Raw genomic sequence first — 19,965 nt, forward strand, 5'->3', positions numbered from 1 at the left:
TATTTTTACCAGTCTTATGCATTAGTGATTATAGCCATAGCCGCCATGCTGGGCTTTAAACAGTTTTTGCCTAAAAAGATTTTTTCTGATAATAGCGGCCTTACCAAAAATGTGGTGATTGACAGCCTGTTGCTTGAGGCGGTGTCTGGTGAAGATGCGGCAGAGGTTTCGGTTGATACGCTTGCTAATTCAAGAATAAGCTTTGAAGAGACAAACGGCATCAAATTCCCGCCCGAAACTTTTGAAAACTACAAAGGTTTCCAGCACCTTATATCGTTCTACGAAAAACTGCTGCAGCTTGAAAAGACCGGTCAGGGCAATGTGCGTATAGCTTATTTTGGCGACTCTATGACTGATGGTGACATGATTGTGAAAGATTTTCGCTCTACCATGCAAAACCGTTTTGGCGGTGAAGGTGTTGGTTTTGTGAATATTACATCTGAATCAGCCCCGTCACGTACCACCCTGGCACACCAGTTCTCTTCAAACTGGAAAACACTTTCTTACCTGAATGTGAAAAATCCGCAACGGCCTTTCGGCATTAACGGACATGTGTTTTTTGTAAAAAAAGATACGGTTGACCCTGTGTGGGTAAAATACAAAGCTTTGCAATGGAGGCATGTAAATGAACTGAACAACCCAACGCTATTCTACGGTAAATCGGGTAACACTCGTGGCAGGATTGCAACGATAATAGGTAAAGATACCATTATAAAAAAGCTTACACCAACGGCTACTGTCAATACACTGCAGGTTGCAGGAAACATCAAAGCCATGAGAGCCAACTTTATCGCGGCTGACAGCATTCCGTTCTATGGGTTTAATTTTGACGATGGTAAGGGCGTTCACGTAGATAATTTCAGCAACAGGGGCAATTCGGGCTTGCCGATCGCTACGTTTAACCCAACAGTGATGAAGGCCTTCAACGAAAAACTCGGCTATGACCTTATCATCCTCCACTACGGCACCAATGTGCTTAACTACGGTTCGCTAAATTATTCGTGGTACGAAAAGCGTATGGCTAAAGTTGTAAATCATTTACGGGAGTGTTTTCCGGGTGTTGCAATACTTGTAATTAGCACGGCAGATAAGTCTACCAAGTATGACCTTGCCATGAAAACTGATTCTGCCGTAGTCCCACTCACTCAGGCGCAAAAGCGTTATGCTCTTAGCACCAATGCAGGTTATGTAAACCTCTATATGCTAATGGGTGGTGACGGCGCTATGGTAAAATGGGTTGAAGAAGTGCCGCCACTGGCCAATAAAGACTATACGCACTTCAACTTCAGGGGATCTAAAAAAATAAGCGACCTGATTTACAACCAACTGAACGATGGCTTTGAGCAATACAAGAAACTTCGCGGCTACAAGACCCCTTCACAGGTGAAAAAGCCTGTTGCTAAAAAAGACTCGTTAACCCGCAAAACCGACAGCACGCATGCGCATTAACCTATGGCACATATTGCTTTGCATGATGCTGTGCGTTAATGTTTCGGCACAAGACACCACTGCAGTGGTTATTGATAGCGTTGCTGTTGAAGATGAAGGCGAGCTTGTAGTTGGCGATAATATTATCACTAATGCATCAGCACTAAAGCTTTTCTTTGAGAAGCTGTACTATCTTGATACGCAGAAGGCAGGCAAAGTTAACATTGTACATATAGGTGACTCCCACATACAGGCCGATTTATTTACAGGCGTGATCCGTAAAACATTACAGGAACGTTTTGGTAACGGTGGCTGCGGTTTTACTTTTCCGCATAATCTGGCTAGAACAAATGGTGGGCATTATGTGCGTTACAACAGCAATGTGTCCTGGGAAAGCCGCAGGAATATTTATGAACCCAACGGTACAGTTGTTGGGCTAAGCGGAATTGGGCTATATACGGAAAAAAATTTCGCTGTTGAGGTAAATATCCGTGACAGCGCTTATCTTTTTAATACTATAAAAATCATTACGCCTGGCAACAAGCCAACTTTTGACGTGGCTACCAGCAGCAGAATAATTGTACTGGAATCTACAGTTCCTAAAAAGATAACGCACAGAATAAAAAGTGGTGAGGTGCTGGGCAGCATCGCAGAAAAATATGGTGTAGGTGTTTCGGCAATTAAAAAGCTAAACGGCCTGAAGTCAGACAACATTCGTGCCGGTAAAACGCTCCGTATTCCAACTAACGAGATGGAAGCGAAACAGGTAAAGCGGTCGGAATTTATTCCACTCGAGCTGACAGCCGACGCATTTGCCAATTATTATCATAGTGATGAACCTCTTTCAAAAATATACCTGCTGCCGGGGCAGAAAGCAAACACTTATAACCTGAATGGGCTTGTACTGGAGAAAGATGATGCCGGGCTTATTTACCACAGCATAGGCGTGAACGGTGCTAAGGCATCAGATTATAATAAATACCAGCTGTTTTTTGAACAATTGCCTGCGCTTAAGCCAGATTTAATAGTAGTATCATTCGGTACAAATGAGTCGTTCGACAAAATGTCGAATGAAGAGTATATGGCACAGCTCAATAAGTTTCTGGAAAATGTAAAGGCAAAAAATCCCGAAGCAGCAGTACTGGTAATGACGCCGCCACCATCTTTGTTTAATCGCCGCTACCCCAATACATTTGCTGCGGGGTATGCAAAAAACATCCTGATGCAGGAAACAGAAAAAGATTACGCAAGCTGGGACTTATATTCTGAAATGGGCGGGTTGTTCAGCGTAAACAGGAACGCTGCCAAAGGTCTGCTTTCGGCAGACAAAGTACATTACTCTAAGGCAGGATATGAAAAGCAGGGCGCTATGTTTAGTGAAGCATTTATGAAGGCGTATGATAATTTTATAACAAACAGGAAGTAGATGCAACTGACCGATTTTATACCCATTACTCCTGAAACACTGGCTGACTGGTTTTTGTATAACGAAAAAGAGCCTATGCTTTTCAGCACGGCAAAGTTCCTGAGGCTTTTTGTTATATTCTATGCCATATACATTACACTGCGCAAAACGTTTAATGCGAGACTGGCTTTTACCGCGCTGTTTTCATTATATTTTTACTATCTGTGCAGTGCTGAGTATTTTGTCCTCTTGCTGTTCTCATCGGTAGTTGATTATACGTTAGGGTACTTTCTTTATCGGGAAACCCGTAACCTCCAGCGAAAGATTTATCTGTGGTTCAGCGTTATTGTCAACCTCACATTTCTCGGGTATTTCAAGTATACCAATTTTATCGTCGGGAATTATAACGACATCTTTGGCGGGCACTTATCTTTTTATGATGTGATACTGCCGGTTGGTATTTCCTTTTATACATTCCAGAGTATAAGCTATATCATTGAGATTTACAGGAAAGAAATAACCCCGACCAAAACGTATCTTGAGTACCTGTTCTTTGTCTCTTTCTTTCCACAACTTGTGGCAGGCCCTATTGTACGCGCAAAAGATTTCTTACCGCAGATTTATACTAAGCTGAACCTCACGAAAGAAGATGTAAACCGTGCTTTTTTCCTTATCATCGGTGGGCTTATCAAGAAAACGGTAATATCAGATTATATATCACTAAACTTTGTCGACAGGGTTTTTGATTCTCCAAACAGCTATACCGCTTTTGAAAACCTGATGGCGGCATACGGCTACACCATCCAGATTTATTGCGACTTCTCCGGCTATAGTGACATGGCTATTGGTATTGCGTTGCTGCTGGGCTTTAAATTACCTATCAACTTCCGTACGCCATATAAATCTGCAAGTATTACTGAATTCTGGCGTAGGTGGCACATCTCGCTTTCAACCTGGCTGAAGGATTTTCTTTATATCTCTGTTGGCGGTAACCGTCATGGCTCGTTTGCGGGCTTCCTGTTTCCGGCGCTGTTTTTCTTCGGGCTTGTGGTTTGGGGTATAACATATGCACCGGTAAGCAATGTGCCGCTTATCATAAGCGTGACAGGCCTTGTAGTGTTCTCACTCACTTTCCTGCTTTCTAAAGAAAAGGAGCGCACTATGTTTACCAATGTCAATCTGCTTACAACTATGCTCCTTGGCGGACTGTGGCACGGGGCAAGCCTACGCTTCATAATCTGGGGTGCGCTGCATGGTATTGCTCTTGCCGTTCACAAGATTTTTATGGAGTATTTCCCATCTAAAAAGAGAATGAAAATAAATTTGGCGGCTACTTATGGCGCTTTATCTCTATAGTTCTCACATTTCATTTTGTGGCATTCTGCTGGCTGTTCTTCAGGGCAAGGGATTTCTCTATAGCGATGGACGTTATTAAGAATATCAGCGCTGTAACATTCAATTTTGAACAGTGGAAAACAATTATCCTTGGCTATAAAAACGTATTCTTGCTGATGCTGATAGGTTATGTATGGCATTTCCTGCCGGACAGTTTCACAATAAAAATGCGAAGCTCATTTGATAATCTTCCGCTTGTAGTACAAGGACTTATCATTGGCCTAACCTTCTGGTTGGTATATGCTGCATCAGCCGCAGGGCCGCAGCCATTTATTTATTTCCAGTTTTAGGAGAAAGCTGCTGAGTGCCTAAGCTACTTAGACCAACTCAGATGTACTTAAGCTCTCAGGCACTGAGGCACTCTCTAAAAGTTTAATCTAATCAACGCATTCGGCGTTCTTTCAACCGAATAGGTGTTTACTACTTCAATTGCGCCATTGTCAGCGTTTAGTCGGTAGTACCTGTTGATTATGTTCTGCTTATTGAGAATGTTAAGCACAGATACCCCGAATTGCAGGCTTGTTTTTTTATTAAGTTCCCAAAGGTAGGTTGCAGAAAAGTTCATCTGGAAGAAGTCTTCAATATTATTTTCATTAGGCCTGCCATACAGTATCCTTGTTCCGGATGGGGTTATAGATGGCGATGTGCCTACAGGGGTGGTAACCGGCCGTCCTGTAAACCATTTAGCACCGAGCGCGACTTTCACATTATACAACTCATAAGTAACTGCGCTGTTTAGGGTGTGGTTTATTTCGAGGTTGTTCGGGAACTTATACGTTGTAAAATCAGGAAACTCATAATTGTTATTGTTCCATGTGTAGGTAAGCCATGCGTAGAAGCCCTCAAATTGCTTCTGGATGAGAAACTCTGTGCCCTGAACATTGTAGCTGCCTGTTGCAGAAACGTTCTCCAGAGCGTCCTGAAATGCCTGCCCTCCAGTGGTGATGCCCTTCACGTCTTTATTGAACATCTCGAAAGACAACAGCCAACCGTCATACCTATAAGATACGCCTGCAGATACCTGCATACTCTTTTGTACCGGTATATCATTATTATCGGCTAATATCCAGCGCCGTTTTTCAAGCCCCAAAAAGTCATCCTGAAACTCAACTACCTGGCTGGCGGTCTGGCTTTTAAGTTCGCCTAAAGCTTCAATAGTCCAGTCAGGCCCCATTGCATATTTAAGCTGCAGGCGGGGTTCGGGCAATATCATTGAAAATTCGCTGATGTAATTGGCACGTACACCGCCGCGTATATACAGCAGTTCGTCGGGCGAGGTATATTCGCCTTCAGCAATCAGCGCATGTGCGGTAAGCGATGTACGCAATGTTTCGGTGGAAGGTAAGTTTGTTGCCTCAAAGTTTTCTATAGAGGTACGGTTTAGCTGGTAGCCCGCATGCAGCATTATCTCGTCTGAAAGCCGCCTGTTGCCTGCAAGCCGCAAACCTAAGTCACTTACATTGTTTTCCTGTGCCAGCACGCCGTTTACATCAGCCTCGCGGTTGCTGCCTTCAAGATTATAGCGTGAAAAATAAATGCTTCCCTCAGTGCCGAAGTTTTCTTTCCACCGCGCTTTCCATGCCGCGGTGGCTCCCAGGCTTAGCTGGCTCAGGCTGCTGTTGCGTGTAGAAAATAAATTACCTTCAGTAAAATCAAGCGTATTTTTTATACCGATGAAATTAACAAAAACATCATGCTTTTCACCGATCTTTTGGTGGTATTGCCCGGTAAAGTCATAAAAGTAGAACTCTTTGTCACTACGGTACGTTACATCCTGGCTATTGTTGAGCTGCGTAACTATAGTATTCTGAAAAATACGCTTTGAATATTTGCTGTATGTAGGCAGCTCAATGAAATCGGTAAATGAGCGCCGGGCAGATATATCTATATCAGCATCTTCATTTATTTTTAAGCGTGTATAAAAATCGGCATTGATCATATTGGTGCCAATGGTTGTCCTGCTGTTTCCAATCTCATCTGAATGTGACGAAATATCCACCACGCTTGATACGCTCTCGCCATAGAACGCTGATGTGCCGTTTTTGGAAATCTTTACATTGTAAGCAAGGTTGGGATTAAGCGCTGAAATAAGCCCATAGAAATGCCCCGTCTGGAAGAGCCTTATGCCATTCCACAGGAAAAGGTTTTGGTCATGCGTGCCGCCGCGTACATTAATGTTTGAAACGGTTTCGTCAACACTGCCAATACCCGGGAGCTGCTGCATGGTTTGTAAAACATCAGGTTCCGTAAGGCCCGGTAAGATACCGAATTGTTTAGGCTTTATTACAAACGTACCATCCCTGCCCAGTGAGATACCGGCAGCAATGTATCGTTCCATCACCACCTCTTCAAGCAGGTGGTATTCGGCTTTCAATATTATCTTTTTACAGTCGCCGGTAAAGCTGTTAACGGAGTAGCTGGCATTTCTGAAGCCATCACGCGAGAGGAGCACACTGCCTTTTACAGCCGCAGGAAATTCAAAAAAGCCGTCGGGTTCAGAGGTAATTGTACCAATACTGTCTATAAGTATAGATACATTTTCTATAGGTTCTCCATATTCATCAACAAGGTATCCGCAAACAGTGGGTTCCCTAAATTTTATAGGCGTATACAGCGTAAGGTAGCCTTCACCGGTTTCTTTATATACCAGGCCTGTGCGTTTTTCTATGTAAACAAGCTTTGCCTTTAGCGGCATAAGGGGAGAAGGGGCAGGAAGTTTATGGGCAGCCACTTCATTTTCAATGTAACTGAATTTTACCTTGTGCTGTTCTTCAATGGTTTCCAGTATTTTTTTCAGCTCCACATTTTTAGCATTGCCCTGCGCTTGTAAGGCTGCGGCAAAAAAAAACACAAAGCACAGCAAAAAATGCCGGATGTTCACCATTATTCAGACGTCAGTATGATTTTCTCTCCTTTTTTTACGGGTTTTAAATGATACGGAGTTGCAAAAGCGTCAAGTGCGTTATCTAGATTATCAGTTGGCAATGTGCCTGTAAATGGTTCTGTAATATCGGCAGGCAGTTCAATTGAAATATTATATTGCCTCTCCAGTTCGTAAATCACGCTTTCAGGCTTTTCGCTTACAAATTCAGCCTGGTTATTTATCCACCCCGGCTGCGTCTTCGCATCATCGGGTATTGCCACAGGCGCATTATCCTGGTAGGCAACACCGTCACCCGGTAGTAAATATACGATTTTTCCCTTATATGCCACCTTTACTTTTCCTTCGTAGCATACCACTTCAAACCTTGACTCACGTGCCTTTACGTTAAATTGCGTGCCCACTACGGTTACGGTACCCATTGGTGTTACCACATCAAACGTTTTGCCTTTCGCCACTTTAAAGAAAGCCTCGCCTTTCAGCTTTACCTCACGCTTATCGCTCCAGCCGCTCTCGTTAAAATCAGCTTCAGAGCCTGCATTAAGCACAACTTCTGAATTATCAGGCAGCAAGAATTCTGTACGCGTTCCGTTAGCAGCCATTTGAGATACTCCATTGTCTTTGGTTAAAAACCATGTAAGGCCCAAAGCAATCACGAGCACGGCAGCTATTTGCGGAAGCCACAGGCGGCGCACTTTAGGTTCAGCGGCAGGCTTATTGCGTTTAGCAGCAATCTGTGTATAAGTACTCTCCAGGTCAGCGGCAGGCGCTGCCAGTTCGGCCGAATATTTCTTTATTTTTTCGTATGTCTCAAATTCAGGCGAAGCGGCAAACTCCTTTAGTTCGGCGTCTGTCATCTCACCGCTGAGCCATTTCGCTAATTTGTTATCCTCGTTCATCTTCTTAAGTGCTTTGGTTATATAACAGCCGTTTGTTAAAACTCCCTACCTGAAGCCTTCAATTTCTTTGCGTAATTCTGTCAGCGCTATATGGATACGCTTTTCAACAGCCTTTACACTAATGCCAAGCATCTCGGCAATCTCATGGTATTTCTTGCCATCAATGCGGTTCAGCAAAAAAGCGGTGCGCTGTGCCTCACCAAGCTTTTCAATGGCTTTCTGCAATTTTATTTTAAATTGTTCTTCTTCAAGAATATACTCGGGGCTTTCAGGTGTTGAAGATTTTACTGTTGAATTTTTAGCATATTCGAGCACCACTTTCTGGTGGGCAATTTTGTTTAGCGTGGTATTGTTGGCAACAGTGTACAAAAAAGACTTTGCTTTCTCGAGCGGCACTTTCTCACAGTTCTCCCACAACTTTATAAAAGCCTCCTGCGTGGCATCTTCAGCCTGCTCCTCATTACCATATTTATAAAACAGGTAATTGCGCAATGCCTTGGCGTGGCTTTTAAAAAAATTGGCAAATACTGCTTCGGCACAAATCCCTGTTAATGAAATCTTGGTCATTTCAAATAAAATTGGCTGTGAAATTATAAAAAAATTAAGGCGGTTAAATTATTTTATCATTAAAAGTAAAATTTAGCTTAAAAAGCTGTGTGGTTATAATGGTTTTTGATTTTTTTGCGTTCTGGAATATATAATTTAAACAGAACCTATGAAAAGATTAAAGATTTCAGCTTTTGCGCTTTTTGCAATGGCTATTATGGTGAGTTGCGGTGATGATGACAATACACCTAACAACAACAGCAACCAACTGCAAATTAACGAGATTGTAAATGTAATGAAGCAGGATACCTGGAGGATTACAACCTTTGTTGATAGTGGTGTTATAGAAACAGACCACTTTGCCGGATATACCTTTACTTTTGGCAACAATGGTACACTCACAGCCGTTAAAGGTGAAACTACTGTAACAGGGCTATGGTCTGTAACTGATGATAATGGCAGTGATGATGACCCGGGGAGTGACATTGACTTTAATATCGGGTTTACTGCCCCTGCAGATTTTGTTGACCTGACAGATGACTGGGACATTAACGAGCGCAATGCTAACCGCATAAGCCTTATTGATGTAAGCGGTGGCAATGGCGGCACCGATATTTTAGTTTTTGAAAAGGTACAATAGTTATTTTCAAAATAGCAAAAGCGGGATAGTGTGTTCATCTATCCCGCTTTTTAATTGAATCAGGTTCGGGACTTAAAAAAATCCGTACCTCTGACTCGAACTATAAACCAATAATTAACTCTTTAAAACCTGTTTGGCTGTTATTCCAGCTCTTCGCGGTTACGGCGGTCATTTTCCTGTCCGTAGCGGTTTTGCTCTTCATCACTGTACTGTCCGTGAGATGACGCATTGAATTGCTCATCATCATGCACCCCGTTAAAACGCTGGGTCTGGTCAGTAGCATCCCAATTATTGTTTTCTGTGCCGCGGTTGCTTCCGCCGTAGCCTCCGCTTCCGCCGCCACTCATGTTTCGTTCTTCATCATAAGTTTCTTCATCTTCGTTAAAGGTGCGTGATTGGGCATTCATGTCTTCATCTTCAGGCCATCCCTGGTTATTGAAGTCATCATTATCACTTCCGCTCATGCTGCGCTCTTCACTACTGTAGTTTTCATCACCACTCATTGAAGCATTATTCATACTGTTGCCGCGGCTGCCCATGCCTTGTTCCTGCTGTTGGCCACTCTCCCAGTTTTCTCCGGGGTTGTTGCCCTGCATACTTTGGCCTTCATCATTCCAGCTGCTGTTGCCTTTATTGGCTCTTTGATCGTGCTGACTGCCATGGCTGTGGCCATAACTGTCATTGTTCCTGTCGTTGCTCATGATTTCTATAGTTTGTTGTTAATAAGCTAGTTTTTTTGCGAAGGTTTTGGGTATTGTTCCTTCTTGCTTTTTTCTCCTGTTGCCCTTTCGGCAGGCGATTTTTTCTCGCTGCTTTCTTTTGGCGCCGGTGTTTGTTTTCCTGAGCTCATAATTGTTGCGTTTTGCGTTCATTACAAAGTTGCAACACGATAAGGCGATGGCGGATTGGGTTTAACGTTACTTTTTAGCGAAAACGTTACAGAAACCCTTAACAAACACCTGCGTTACCTGATTTTACAGTCGGTTCAAATAGAAGCATAATTGTGAGGCATTGAAAAATTAACAAACAATTCACGGAAAATTTTATGCCCGAAGATGATGATGTGGCTAAATTAGTGCTGCAAATATCAGGGAATACTTATGTAAATTTTGCCAAAAGCGCTTAAGTAACCCTGTTAACTTCAAAATCACAAACTATGGCAAGCAATCATTGGGTTATAGACCCGGCACATTCTGAAATACATTTTAAGATTCGCCATCTGGTAATTTCAAATATTACAGGCGCTTTTACAAAGTTTGAAGGGCGTTTTGTTACCGGTGAGCACGATAATTTTAATGATGCTTACTTTACCATTCAAATGAATGTGTACAGCATTGACACCAATAACCGCCAGCGTGATGAGCACCTGAAATCTGCCGACTTTTTTGACGCCGATAACTATCCGGTAATTGAATTTTTATCGACATCATTTACCCATATCGAAGGTGATAAGCACAAGCTTGTAGGCGACCTTACAATAAAGGGCATTACAAAAGAGGTGGTGCTTGACGTGCTTTTTGGCGGGACTGCAAAAGATGGCTTCGGGATAGATCGTGCCGGATTCGAAATTACAGGCAATATCAACAGGAATGATTTCAATATCCACGCCAATGATGTTACCGAAGCGGGAGGCCTGGTGCTTGGCGAAGTGATTAAGCTTCATGCCAATGTGCAGTTTACAAATGTGAAGGAGTAATTTTATTTCGATAACTAAAAAATAAAGCCCTGACAGTTATTATTGTCAGGACTTTATTTTTGCAAGGCCGTATTTAATCCTTTTTCTCCTCATTCGTGGTTTCACTTTCGCCGAAATTGATATTTCCGCGGCTGGTGTTGTTTTCCCGATCATTATTTTTGTAACGGTCCTCGTCAAGGTCAGAGTTGAAGTCACGATTCTCGGCTGTTTCAACCTCTTCGTCAGCGCTTGCCGTGCCGCGGCTTTTGTCTACAATCCTGCCGCTGCTTTCGGCTTTATCACTTTCGCTTACAGGTGGCTGCTGTTTTTCGTCAACATCCCGGGCGCGTTTCAATGTGTGCATCTCGCCGGTTTCATCTTTTTCAAGTTCCGTTTTCAGTTTGTTGGTTGAAGGGTCGTAATTCTTCGGCAGGTTATCTCCGCTGAAGCCTTCATTTTTTTCACTCTCTTTTTCCTGGTTAAATATTTTTTTTGAACCTAAATCTTTAGGGTCATCTGTTCCTGGTGCCATATCTTAAAATTTTGTTAATTGCTGTACTCGTGCCCTACCTGAAGTTCACGATAAAATTATAATGCGAATTCACAATAGTATTTGCCGTATTTTCTATAGACGGTTTCAGGTCGGTATAGCCTTCTTTTATATTCCCTTTGCTGTCAAAGTAATCAGGTAATGTATATTTCAGCAAAATATCATCGTTATAAATCTCAGGCACACTGAAGGTTACCGTATAAAAATCGCCGCTAAAAGAAAATCTCATCTCGTAGCGTATTTTATGCCTGTAAGTTTCGCCTTTACTCCTGTAATACAAACCCTTGTTGCGTAAAGAGCTAACAGTCATAGAGTTACCGGTAACTTCAGTTATATCTACATCATAGTTACGGTTGGCTTCCGAAGCCCATTGCCTTGTAAGTTCTATAAGCTTTTCATTTGGCGTTTGCGGGATTGATACTTTTACAGGATCAAATCCGCCCGGCGTCAGCTTTAATTCCGGGGGTTGGGCGTTTAATACGCAGGTTGTCAGTAGAATAATTATATTAACGAACCACTTCATTTTAGAAGTTTTTAAGCGCCTTTTCAAATTCCTCCTGAATGCGGCTGTTTGATACAAGAAACGGCTTTTTGTCAATTATCACATGGATGCTGTCACCCTCAATTACATATCTTCCCTCAAATCCACCGATGGGTGTGCTGCCTTCAAAACTGCCTTTGCTCTCGTCTCCTGAAAGATTTCCCTTACTGCCTACCATGTTTCTTATTTTGTTGAGCAACTGGCTTTTATCTCCCGGGTAGCTCACTGTAAACTGATTTGCCATAATGTTTGGTTTATGTTATATGTAAATATACTCAAACCTAAAACCGCAATATGTTTACCTTTTGTTAAACATTGTCAGGATTGATGATGAAGCCTTTTTTGTCTTTGTCAAAAGTAATGGAAGTGCCGTCAAACAAAGTGTCGAAAGCATTGTTTTCCATTAAGTTATCAGGTGTACTTTGCACTGTTTTGTCTACTGATATAACAATAATTTCGTCACTTACTTGCAGCGCGAGGTCGAGGTCGTGCGTTGAATAAAGTATTGATTTTCCGCTGTCAACTGCCAGTCTTTTAAGCAATTGCAGCAGGCTTACTTTATGCTTCAGGTCGAGATGGGTGGTGGGTTCGTCCAGGATTATGAGCGGCGTATCCTGAGCCAATGCACGGGCTATCAGTACTTTTTGAAGCTGCCCGTCACTCAGTTCATAATTTCTTCTATTGGCGAGGTGGTTTGTTTCAGTAAGATTAAGTGCATTATTGACGTGTTCATAGTCTTCCGGGCTCATCTTCCCGAGCCAATTGGTATAGGGCTGCCTGCCAAGCGCAACGAGCTCATAAACAGTAAGATTACTAGGCGGGAGGTTTTCGGTAAGTACAATGCTTAGTTGTTGAGAAAGAGTTTTGTTGCTGTAACTTTCAAGTGGTTTACCATTGAGTGTAACGCTTCCTGCTAACGGTTTTTGGATGCCTGTAATTGTGCGTAAAAGTGTTGACTTACCAGTGCCATTGGCTCCAATCAAGGCAGTAAGAGTACCTTCTTTTAAGTCAATATTTATGCCTGATGCAACTGCAGTAATTTGTTTCTTAGTGGCATATCCTATACTCACATTCTCCGCTGATAGTATTATTTTTTTATCCGTCATACCATCATTCTGTTTTTACGCAAAAGCAGCCAGATAACCACCGGCGCGCCGATTATTGATGTAACTGCATTGATAGGCAGAGTAAACTCCCCCGGAAGTTGTGAGATTGTGTCGCACCCCAGCAAAACAATTCCGCCCAAAAGTAGTGTCGCCCAAAACAATACAAGGTGGCTCCCCGTCCTGAAAAGTAGGCGAGCCATATGCGGTACCGCCAACCCCACAAAAGCTATAGGCCCTGCAAAAGCAGTTATACTCCCGGCTAACAAGCTGGTTGCAAGGATGATTATTAGGCGGGTACGCTTAAAGTTGATACCGAGGCTTTGCGCATAGCGTTCGCCTAAAAGCAAGGCATCGAGTGGTTTTATACACACAGCTGCCAACAACAAACCTATTAAACATGTAACAGCCAGTATTATAATGTTTTCTGCAGGAAGGCTGCCCAGGCTGCCGAGCGACCAATACGTGAATTTCTGTAGCTGTTCAGCCGAGCTGAAATACGTTAGCACACCCACAACCGCACCTGTAAAGCTGGTAAACATCAGGCCGACAATCAATATTGCCATGGTGTCCCTAAGCTTTTGTGCCACGAGTAGTACTGCCAATAAAACAACCACGCTCCCGAACACGGATGCCAGTACCATCCCATATGGCGACAGAAAAGTTACGGCAATGCTTGCAGGCAGCAACCCTGCACCCAAAATAATAAATGCCACACCAAGGCTTGCACCGGAGCTAAGCCCCAGCACATCGGGCCCGGCAAGCGGGTTGCGGAAGAGCGTCTGCATAAGCAAGCCGCTTACAGACAGACCCATTCCGGCAATGATTGCAGTGATGGCTTTTGGCAGGCGATAATTAACAACAATATATTCCCATGCTGATTTTGAAGCGCCATTGCCCGTAAGGCTCGTCACAACATCTTTTATAGGGACTGAAACTGCGCCCACACTAATATTTACCGCAAAAAGCAACAGGAAGGCTATTGCCAGAAAAATAAACAGGATGCTATGTTGCCGGGCGCTATGCAAATTATTTAAGCTTATCAAAAAACTGCAGCGTGTGGTTTGGCAGCAGCTCAGGGTGGAAAATTTTTACAAGGTCTTTCAGTACAAGGTCAGGCCTGTTGGGGGCCAGCTCATAATAAATCAATCCGCCTGTGGGGCCTTTTTTGCTGCTCCAGCTGTACACGTTCTTATTTTTGAATGCCTTAAATTCAGCATAATGCGGATTGCCTTTCTCCATTTCCGCAAACGTTGTGTACTCGCTCGGGCCAATCCAGAAATCAGCATCTTTTGCCTTTTCAAATACGGTCTCAAACGACAGATTCAGGCTGCCGGTGCCTTTACTGTCGGCCCAAAGATATTGGCTGTGCGCATCATTCAAAAAATATCCTGCCCAGCTGTTGCCCTGCGGCAGGTACCAGTGGTCCTGGTACATTGCGCCGCATAGCACTGTCGGCCTTTTCGGAGCGTTCTGAGCGAGTTTTTTCGCCTCATCGTAGTCTTGTTCAATCTTATTAAAAATCGCTTCAGCTTCGTCATTTTTATCATACAGCGCCCCAAAAAATTTTATCCATTCAGCTTTGCCAAGCGGTGTCTGCTCTGTCCAGTCGCCATTATATAAAACCTTAATACCACTCTGCATCAGGTCGTTGAATGTTTTATTATCACTGCTGATGCTGTGTGCTACCATGGCATCAGGGGCAATGTCAATCATCATTTCTATATTGATGCTTTCATTCGTGCCAATCTCTTTTACCTTGCCGGAGTCAATTAAAGCCCTTGTCTTTAAAGATGATACGTATTTGGTATTAGGGAAAGCGACAAGGGTTTTTTCGGCTCCAAGCGCCTCCAATGAAGGGATATGTGTAGTAGATGTTACTGCAATGGTTTTAATAGGCACTTGCACAGCAGTATAGTTTTTAAGGCTGTCAGGAAGCGCTGCTCCTTGCTTGTGCAACACATAAGTAAAGCTCTCTTTAGCATCAGGCCATGGCGCTGTAACTTTTACGATGCTATAACCGTCATGCCTGTATATTTCAAGGCCTTTGGCATGTTTTATTGTATTAATGCCGGTTGGGGCAACTGCCTTTTCAACAGCATCTTTTTTGCAGGAAACAGCAAAAGCAGAGATAAGTAAAACGAAAGCGATAAGGCTCTTTTTCATGAAAATTTATTGCGATGGCACAAATGTATAAATTAAAATATATCTTTGCGCCACTTAAGGTTGTTGGGGTGCGCTGCGCATTCCGGCATTAAAAGGGAACCGGGTTAAAATCCCGGGCTGTTCCCGCAACTGTAAGCTTATCCGCCGCCGCGGAGGCTGTTGCAACTTCAAAGCCACTGTTTTATAAACGGGAAGGCAGCAACAGTACGCAAGCCAGGAGACCTGCCTTAGGCCGAACTAATATCGGGCTTTCGGGAAAAAAAGCCCTGGGATTATGACTGTAAGATACCTTTTATTGCTGGTTTTAAGCTGTTTGTGCCATACCGTTATGGCACAAGAAGATACTGTTGTATCACTCAGGGAGGTTGTTGTTACCGATACCCAGCTTCGTGATTTCTCTACATCGCAGTCAGTACAGAAATTCAATGACTCTGTCATCACAAACAACCGCCCTTCGCTCACCAACCTGCTTAACTACAATTCTGTAATATATTTCAAGGAAAATGGCCCGGGCATGGTGTCATCGCCTTCGTTCCGGGGGACAACAGCACAGCAAACGGCAGTGCTTTGGAATGGCATCAACATTAATTCTCAGCTGAACGGGCAAACTGATTTTAATACTATAAACACCCGAGACTTTAACGGAATCAGCGTAAGGGCAGGGGGCGGCAGCGTGATTTACGGAAGCAGTGCGGTAGGCGGAAGCATTCATCTTGACAATGAATTGCAGTTTGGGAATAGGTTTGTAAACGAAGCACGCACTGAATACGGCAGCTTTAATACGCTGGGTATGAATTATAACATGCAAGCGGGCACAGAGAGATTTACCATGCAGGCCAGCGCAAGCAGAAACAGCAGCGATAATGATTTTGAGTACCCCAACAGCAAACTTAAAAATGACAACGGGCAATACTACAACACAAGCCTTAATGCATCGGCAGCCTATAAGCTTACAAATAGACAGACCTTAAAGTTTTACAGCTATATGTTTGATGGCGAGCGCCATTTTTCTCGTACGCTTGCAGCACCGTCACGAAGTAAGTATCACGATACTAACACCCGTAATCTTTTAGAATGGGAGGCCGTAAATTCGTCTTCCACGTCAAAAGTAAAGCTGGCACACCTAACCGAGAAATACCGCTATTTCGAAAACTACTTAAATGAAAATCACGAAACCGGAGAAGCAGAGACATGGCTGGCACGATATGATTTTACATACAGGTTTGCTCGGGGACTCACCCTTAACGCTATTGCCGACTATACTGAAAATACTGCGGAAGGGACAAGCATTCTTAAAGAGAAAAGGCAAACAGGCTCGGGCAGCTTATTACTCAAACATAAAGTAAGCGATAAGATTACTTATGAAGGCGGGTTACGTAAAGAAATCGGGAACATATATGATTCGCCGTTACTGTTCTCGTTAGGCGGAAGTTACAGCCCGTTATCATTTTATACATTAAAATTCAACGCATCAAGAAACTTCCGTGCACCGACTTTTAATGATTTGTACTGGCTCGGTAGTGGTAATCCCGACCTGAAACCCGAAACTTCTTACCAGGCAGAATTGGGTAACCAATTTAATTACAAAAATGCTACGCTTACACTTACGGGCTATTTCATAAAGCTTCGGGATATGCTTCGCTGGGTTCCAAGTGGCGCGCAATGGAGCCCTGAAAATGTAGGTCGCGTGAATACATACGGAGGTGAAGCGTTATTGAACTGGCATGAAAGCTATGGCTTTGGCAAGTTTGAAGTCAATGGTACATACGCATATACAGTATCTCATGAAGACGGTAACAGCCTGCAGCTTATGTATGTGCCGCAACATAAAGGCACAGCTTCATTCGGATACTCATTCAAAAGGATATCTCTTTTTTACAGGCAGCTGTTTACAGGCAAAGTATATACTACTACCGACCACAGCTCTAATGTTGACGCCTATAATGTAGCTGATGCAGGTATTCAGTATAGCTTCAGTTTGTTTGGTAAACTTGATGTCGGGATCCAGGTGCTTAACCTTTATGACAAAGCCTACCAAAACGTAACACTGCGCCCATTACCCGGAAGAAACTACAATGTCTATATAAACTTAAATTTTTAATACATGAAATTCGGTAAATTACTTTTTTCCATTTTTACGCTTTCCGCGATAACAGTCTCATGCAGCGATGATGATGTTATTAATGCACCGTCAGGCGCTTATGCTGACGGTCTTTTTGTGCTTAACCAGGGCAATTTTAACCAGGGTAATGCTTCGGTGTCTTTTATTTCAAACGATTTTACGATTGAAAATAATGTTTTTGCAGGCGTAAATCCCGGAATGATTTTAGGCGATACTGCACAGGATATGGCTTTCAACGGTGACCTGGCTTACATTGTGCTTAACAACTCGCACAAGATAGAAATCGTGAACCGCTATACTTTTAAACATGTTGCCACTATTGACGAAGGCCTTGACAATCCGCGATATATTGAGTTCTCTAGTGGTAAGGCTTTTGTGACAAACTGGGGAAGCGGTGGCGTTACCACAGATGACTTTATAGCAGTGATAAACCTGGAAAACAATACCGTTACATCAAAAATACCAGTACCCGAAGGGCCAGAAAGCATGGTGCAGGATAATGGTAAGCTTTACATAGCTCATAAAGGAGGTTACGGTTTCGGAAACACGATAACGGTACTGAATCCGGCTACTAATACAATCCTATCAACAATTAATGTAGGTGATGTTCCCGAAGCTATGGAAATAGAAAACGGAAAACTATATGTTATTAATGGTGGAATACCATCATGGATGGGTGCAGCCCAAACAACAGGAAGTTTAATGGTGATTAATCTTTTAGACAACAGCGTGGCATCAACTATGACTTTCACAACCATGGCACATCCTAAAAACCTTCAGGTAGAAAATGGCACGATATATTATACTGAGGCCGGAAAGGTATTTAAAATGAATGCAGGGTCTGCGTCTTTGCCGGTTACACCATTATTCACAGTTTCAGGAGTTGGTGAGTATGGTATTGATGGTTTTGCTGTAAAAGGCGACCATATTTATGCAGGCAACGGAGGGTCTTTTACTGCAGCAGGTAAAGTTTATGTATATTCTATTGCAGGCAACATGCAGCATGAATTTACAGCCGGTATAGGGCCTGTAGGCTTTTATTTCAATTAGTTCATATGTTTGGTAAACGAAAAGCTCCCGCCACGGCGGGAGCTTTTTTATTTTATCATTAATAGTTCAAGACTTCCTTCAGGGGCTTTGTCAAGGTACATTTCATTACCAAAACGCTGCATATTTTTAGAATCTTTAAAGTTACGTGCAGGTAATTCCGGCTGTGGCTGGCTAAACCTTCCGCTGCCTGTTATAATTGTTATTGCCCGTGCAAACAATCTTTCGGTAGGGCTGCCAAGTACACCAAGGTTGGCCATGTCTTCCTCCAGCCTGTTTTGCGGATTTTCAGAAACAATACCTGTACTGTAATCGCCAAAGCCATTTTTATTTACGGTCTTAAGCACAATAGGCTGCATGGCATATGTATGCTCACTGCTTCTGCCGTTTGGCCCAAAATCATCACTGTCATACAGCGTTACCGAACCTACATTTTTACCAACAGTTTTCGCGCCAATTACTACAACATCAATATACGGGTCAAGACAGTTGATAAGCAATTCACTGGCCGAAGCCGTAGCTTCAGATGTAAGAATGAACACCCTTGTAAGATTAAGGCTGTTTATAGGTGTTCCGTTACCTAATTGTGTTGCAAAAAGTTCCTGTAAAGTTTGTGGCGCAACACTTTCATAATGTGCCTGTATTTTTGAATTCCATTGTTGTTTTGAAAAAAGCTGCCCCGGAAACTGCCCCGTAATCATACTGGCAAGATAAGTAGCTGTGCGTACCGAGCCGCCACCGTTGTAGCGAAGGTCAAGCACCAGATCAGTAATTCCCTGTCCGGCCAGTTCGCCAAATGCCGAATTCAACTCAGCATTATAGTTGCTAAAGAAGCCATTGTACATAAGGTACCCAATTTTGTGAGAACCGGTCTGGTGTACACTTACTTGATATACTGGGTTTTCTGCATATTGTGATTTAGTGAGCGTTACATTTTCCCCGGTTGGAGTGAGTGTACCTCCACTATAAGTAGCAAGGTTAAGGGTATATGTTTCCTGCGACAGCAGGTTTCGGTAATTTGATATAGTAAGTTCTGTACCGTTTACAGAGCGGAAAAGGTCTCCACGCTCAATAGGTTTGCCGGAAGCGTCTGAATTTGGAAGGATATAACGCACATACCCGAATATCTCGGTATCACTGTTAGGCAGATATTTTAATCCAAACTCAACTCCATTGCTGGTTACAACGCCCTGCAAGGCATTTTCAAGCACACGATAGTCACTGAATATAACGCTCCACTTATCTACATCATCTTTTTTATAAAGCAGTGAATTGAAAAGATCTTCCGGACTTGAAAACGACTGAAGGTAATTGTTGAGGTCCCCCTGGTTTGAAAACCGGTTATCACTAAGGGCCGGTACTTGGTCTTTCCATAAATAGTAAAGATTCATACCTTTCCATACAAAATCATATACAGGCACATCTGTATCGTCAAGATCATCACAGCCCTGTATTGCAAAGGCCATAAGCATGAGGGCGCCAAGCAGCGCGAGCATCTTTTTCATCGTAGCAAATTTCTTTTAATAAACGTAAATGTAATATTTTTAGATTTATCTGTAACAAAAAA

Annotated in this window: 18 protein-coding genes, 1 pseudogene and 1 riboswitch; of the genes and pseudogenes, 7 read left to right on the forward strand and 12 right to left on the reverse strand. The window is 43.0% G+C overall.

The window, feature by feature from the left end; genetic code table 11:
* Window positions 1-45 precede the first annotated feature (45 nt).
* From LRS05_RS06235 to LRS05_RS06245, 3 genes and pseudogenes are all read left to right on the forward strand, one after another.
* Entirely contained in the window at window positions 46-1,449 is a 1,404-nt protein-coding gene (locus tag LRS05_RS06235; RefSeq protein ID WP_257869241.1) for a hypothetical protein, read from the forward strand.
* The gene (locus LRS05_RS06240) at window positions 1,439-2,854 is read left to right on the forward strand and encodes a GDSL-type esterase/lipase family protein (RefSeq protein WP_257867517.1); all 1,416 of its coding nucleotides are present in this window, start codon (window positions 1,439-1,441) and stop codon (window positions 2,852-2,854) included. Before LRS05_RS06235 ends, LRS05_RS06240 begins: the two co-directional genes overlap by 11 nt.
* Window positions 2,855-4,518, forward strand: a pseudogene (locus LRS05_RS06245) (MBOAT family protein).
* Window positions 4,519-4,592: 74 nt separating this feature from the next.
* On the opposite strand, the gene LRS05_RS06255 reads toward LRS05_RS06245, so the two are convergent.
* The 3 genes from LRS05_RS06255 to LRS05_RS06265 form a co-directional block, all read right to left on the reverse strand.
* Window positions 4,593-7,031 carry a TonB-dependent siderophore receptor gene (locus tag LRS05_RS06255; protein ID WP_257867520.1) on the reverse strand — a complete coding sequence of 813 codons (2,439 nt, stop codon included), beginning with the start codon at window positions 7,029-7,031 and terminating at the stop codon, window positions 4,593-4,595.
* 80 nt (window positions 7,032-7,111) lie between these two features.
* Window positions 7,112-8,008, reverse strand: a complete 897-nt coding sequence (locus LRS05_RS06260) for a FecR family protein (RefSeq protein WP_257867521.1) — start codon at window positions 8,006-8,008, stop codon at window positions 7,112-7,114.
* A 45-nt stretch (window positions 8,009-8,053) separates the two neighbouring features.
* Window positions 8,054-8,575, reverse strand: coding sequence for an RNA polymerase sigma factor (locus tag LRS05_RS06265; RefSeq protein WP_257867522.1), 522 nt, complete (start codon window positions 8,573-8,575; stop codon window positions 8,054-8,056).
* A 148-nt stretch (window positions 8,576-8,723) separates the two neighbouring features.
* Between LRS05_RS06265 and LRS05_RS06270 the strand changes: the two genes are divergently transcribed.
* Window positions 8,724-9,194: a hypothetical protein gene (locus tag LRS05_RS06270; protein WP_257867523.1), complete on the forward strand. Its 471-nt coding sequence runs from the start codon at window positions 8,724-8,726 to the stop codon at window positions 9,192-9,194.
* A 140-nt stretch (window positions 9,195-9,334) separates the two neighbouring features.
* Here the strand turns inward: LRS05_RS06270 and LRS05_RS06275 are convergent, their stop codons facing one another.
* Both LRS05_RS06275 and LRS05_RS06280 read right to left on the reverse strand, forming a co-directional pair.
* Window positions 9,335-9,895, reverse strand: a complete 561-nt coding sequence (locus LRS05_RS06275) for a hypothetical protein (protein WP_257867524.1) — start codon at window positions 9,893-9,895, stop codon at window positions 9,335-9,337.
* A gap of 26 nt (window positions 9,896-9,921) precedes the next feature.
* Window positions 9,922-10,044 carry a hypothetical protein gene (locus LRS05_RS06280; protein ID WP_257867525.1) on the reverse strand — a complete coding sequence of 41 codons (123 nt, stop codon included), beginning with the start codon at window positions 10,042-10,044 and terminating at the stop codon, window positions 9,922-9,924.
* 306 nt (window positions 10,045-10,350) lie between these two features.
* Here LRS05_RS06280 and LRS05_RS06285 point away from each other — a divergent pair, with 306 nt between their 5' ends.
* The gene (locus tag LRS05_RS06285; protein WP_257867526.1) at window positions 10,351-10,890 is read left to right on the forward strand and encodes a YceI family protein; all 540 of its coding nucleotides are present in this window, start codon (window positions 10,351-10,353) and stop codon (window positions 10,888-10,890) included.
* A gap of 73 nt (window positions 10,891-10,963) precedes the next feature.
* Here the strand turns inward: LRS05_RS06285 and LRS05_RS06290 are convergent, their stop codons facing one another.
* From LRS05_RS06290 to LRS05_RS06315, 6 genes are all read right to left on the reverse strand, one after another.
* On the reverse strand, window positions 10,964-11,401 hold the full coding sequence (locus LRS05_RS06290) for a hypothetical protein (RefSeq protein WP_257867527.1): 438 nt from the start codon (window positions 11,399-11,401) through the stop codon (window positions 10,964-10,966).
* A 34-nt stretch (window positions 11,402-11,435) separates the two neighbouring features.
* The gene (locus LRS05_RS06295) at window positions 11,436-11,942 is read right to left on the reverse strand and encodes a hypothetical protein (RefSeq protein ID WP_257867528.1); all 507 of its coding nucleotides are present in this window, start codon (window positions 11,940-11,942) and stop codon (window positions 11,436-11,438) included.
* Between the two features lies 1 nt (window position 11,943).
* A complete protein-coding gene (locus LRS05_RS06300) occupies window positions 11,944-12,204 on the reverse strand; it encodes a hypothetical protein (protein WP_257867529.1) in 261 nt (86 codons plus the stop codon).
* 64 nt (window positions 12,205-12,268) lie between these two features.
* Window positions 12,269-13,066: an ABC transporter ATP-binding protein gene (locus LRS05_RS06305; protein ID WP_257867530.1), complete on the reverse strand. Its 798-nt coding sequence runs from the start codon at window positions 13,064-13,066 to the stop codon at window positions 12,269-12,271.
* On the reverse strand, window positions 13,063-14,091 hold the full coding sequence (locus LRS05_RS06310) for an iron ABC transporter permease (protein WP_257867531.1): 1,029 nt from the start codon (window positions 14,089-14,091) through the stop codon (window positions 13,063-13,065). The genes LRS05_RS06305 and LRS05_RS06310 overlap by 4 nt, the downstream gene beginning before the upstream one ends.
* A 1-nt stretch (window position 14,092) precedes the next feature.
* Entirely contained in the window at window positions 14,093-15,229 is a 1,137-nt protein-coding gene (locus tag LRS05_RS06315) for an ABC transporter substrate-binding protein (RefSeq protein WP_257867532.1), read from the reverse strand.
* Between the two features lie 40 nt (window positions 15,230-15,269).
* Window positions 15,270-15,474, forward strand: a riboswitch (cobalamin riboswitch).
* 83 nt (window positions 15,475-15,557) lie between these two features.
* Here LRS05_RS06315 and LRS05_RS06320 point away from each other — a divergent pair.
* A complete protein-coding gene (locus LRS05_RS06320; protein ID WP_257867533.1) occupies window positions 15,558-17,330 on the forward strand; it encodes a TonB-dependent siderophore receptor in 1,773 nt (590 codons plus the stop codon).
* A gap of 3 nt (window positions 17,331-17,333) precedes the next feature.
* The gene (locus tag LRS05_RS06325) at window positions 17,334-18,401 is read left to right on the forward strand and encodes a YncE family protein (protein WP_257867534.1); all 1,068 of its coding nucleotides are present in this window, start codon (window positions 17,334-17,336) and stop codon (window positions 18,399-18,401) included.
* A 47-nt stretch (window positions 18,402-18,448) separates the two neighbouring features.
* Here the strand turns inward: LRS05_RS06325 and LRS05_RS06330 are convergent, their stop codons facing one another.
* Window positions 18,449-19,903: a S41 family peptidase gene (locus tag LRS05_RS06330; protein ID WP_257867535.1), complete on the reverse strand. Its 1,455-nt coding sequence runs from the start codon at window positions 19,901-19,903 to the stop codon at window positions 18,449-18,451.
* Window positions 19,904-19,965: the final 62 nt, after the last annotated feature.

The organism is Flavobacterium sp. J372 (genome assembly GCF_024699965.1).
In the GTDB taxonomy this organism is placed as follows: Bacteria; Bacteroidota; Bacteroidia; order Flavobacteriales; family Flavobacteriaceae; genus Flavobacterium.

What these genes read in the sequence shown, in the direction of transcription:
- LRS05_RS06260 (WP_257867521.1), bottom strand. Translation starts at nt 8,008, where the DNA reads ATGAACGAGGATAACAAATTAGCGAAATGGCTCAGCGGTGAGATGACA.
- LRS05_RS06295 (WP_257867528.1), bottom strand. Translation starts at nt 11,942, where the DNA reads ATGAAGTGGTTCGTTAATATAATTATTCTACTGACAACCTGCGTATTA.
- LRS05_RS06330 (WP_257867535.1), bottom strand. Translation starts at nt 19,903, where the DNA reads ATGAAAAAGATGCTCGCGCTGCTTGGCGCCCTCATGCTTATGGCCTTT.
- LRS05_RS06240 (WP_257867517.1), top strand. Translation starts at nt 1,439, where the DNA reads ATGCGCATTAACCTATGGCACATATTGCTTTGCATGATGCTGTGCGTT.
- LRS05_RS06300 (WP_257867529.1), bottom strand. Translation starts at nt 12,204, where the DNA reads ATGGCAAATCAGTTTACAGTGAGCTACCCGGGAGATAAAAGCCAGTTG.
- LRS05_RS06270 (WP_257867523.1), top strand. Translation starts at nt 8,724, where the DNA reads ATGAAAAGATTAAAGATTTCAGCTTTTGCGCTTTTTGCAATGGCTATT.
- LRS05_RS06320 (WP_257867533.1), top strand. Translation starts at nt 15,558, where the DNA reads ATGGCACAAGAAGATACTGTTGTATCACTCAGGGAGGTTGTTGTTACC.
- LRS05_RS06305 (WP_257867530.1), bottom strand. Translation starts at nt 13,066, where the DNA reads ATGACGGATAAAAAAATAATACTATCAGCGGAGAATGTGAGTATAGGA.
- LRS05_RS06235 (WP_257869241.1), top strand. Translation starts at nt 46, where the DNA reads ATGCTGGGCTTTAAACAGTTTTTGCCTAAAAAGATTTTTTCTGATAAT.
- LRS05_RS06280 (WP_257867525.1), bottom strand. Translation starts at nt 10,044, where the DNA reads ATGAGCTCAGGAAAACAAACACCGGCGCCAAAAGAAAGCAGCGAGAAA.
- LRS05_RS06325 (WP_257867534.1), top strand. Translation starts at nt 17,334, where the DNA reads ATGAAATTCGGTAAATTACTTTTTTCCATTTTTACGCTTTCCGCGATA.
- LRS05_RS06265 (WP_257867522.1), bottom strand. Translation starts at nt 8,575, where the DNA reads ATGACCAAGATTTCATTAACAGGGATTTGTGCCGAAGCAGTATTTGCC.
- LRS05_RS06285 (WP_257867526.1), top strand. Translation starts at nt 10,351, where the DNA reads ATGGCAAGCAATCATTGGGTTATAGACCCGGCACATTCTGAAATACAT.
- LRS05_RS06275 (WP_257867524.1), bottom strand. Translation starts at nt 9,895, where the DNA reads ATGAGCAACGACAGGAACAATGACAGTTATGGCCACAGCCATGGCAGT.
- LRS05_RS06290 (WP_257867527.1), bottom strand. Translation starts at nt 11,401, where the DNA reads ATGGCACCAGGAACAGATGACCCTAAAGATTTAGGTTCAAAAAAAATA.
- LRS05_RS06315 (WP_257867532.1), bottom strand. Translation starts at nt 15,229, where the DNA reads ATGAAAAAGAGCCTTATCGCTTTCGTTTTACTTATCTCTGCTTTTGCT.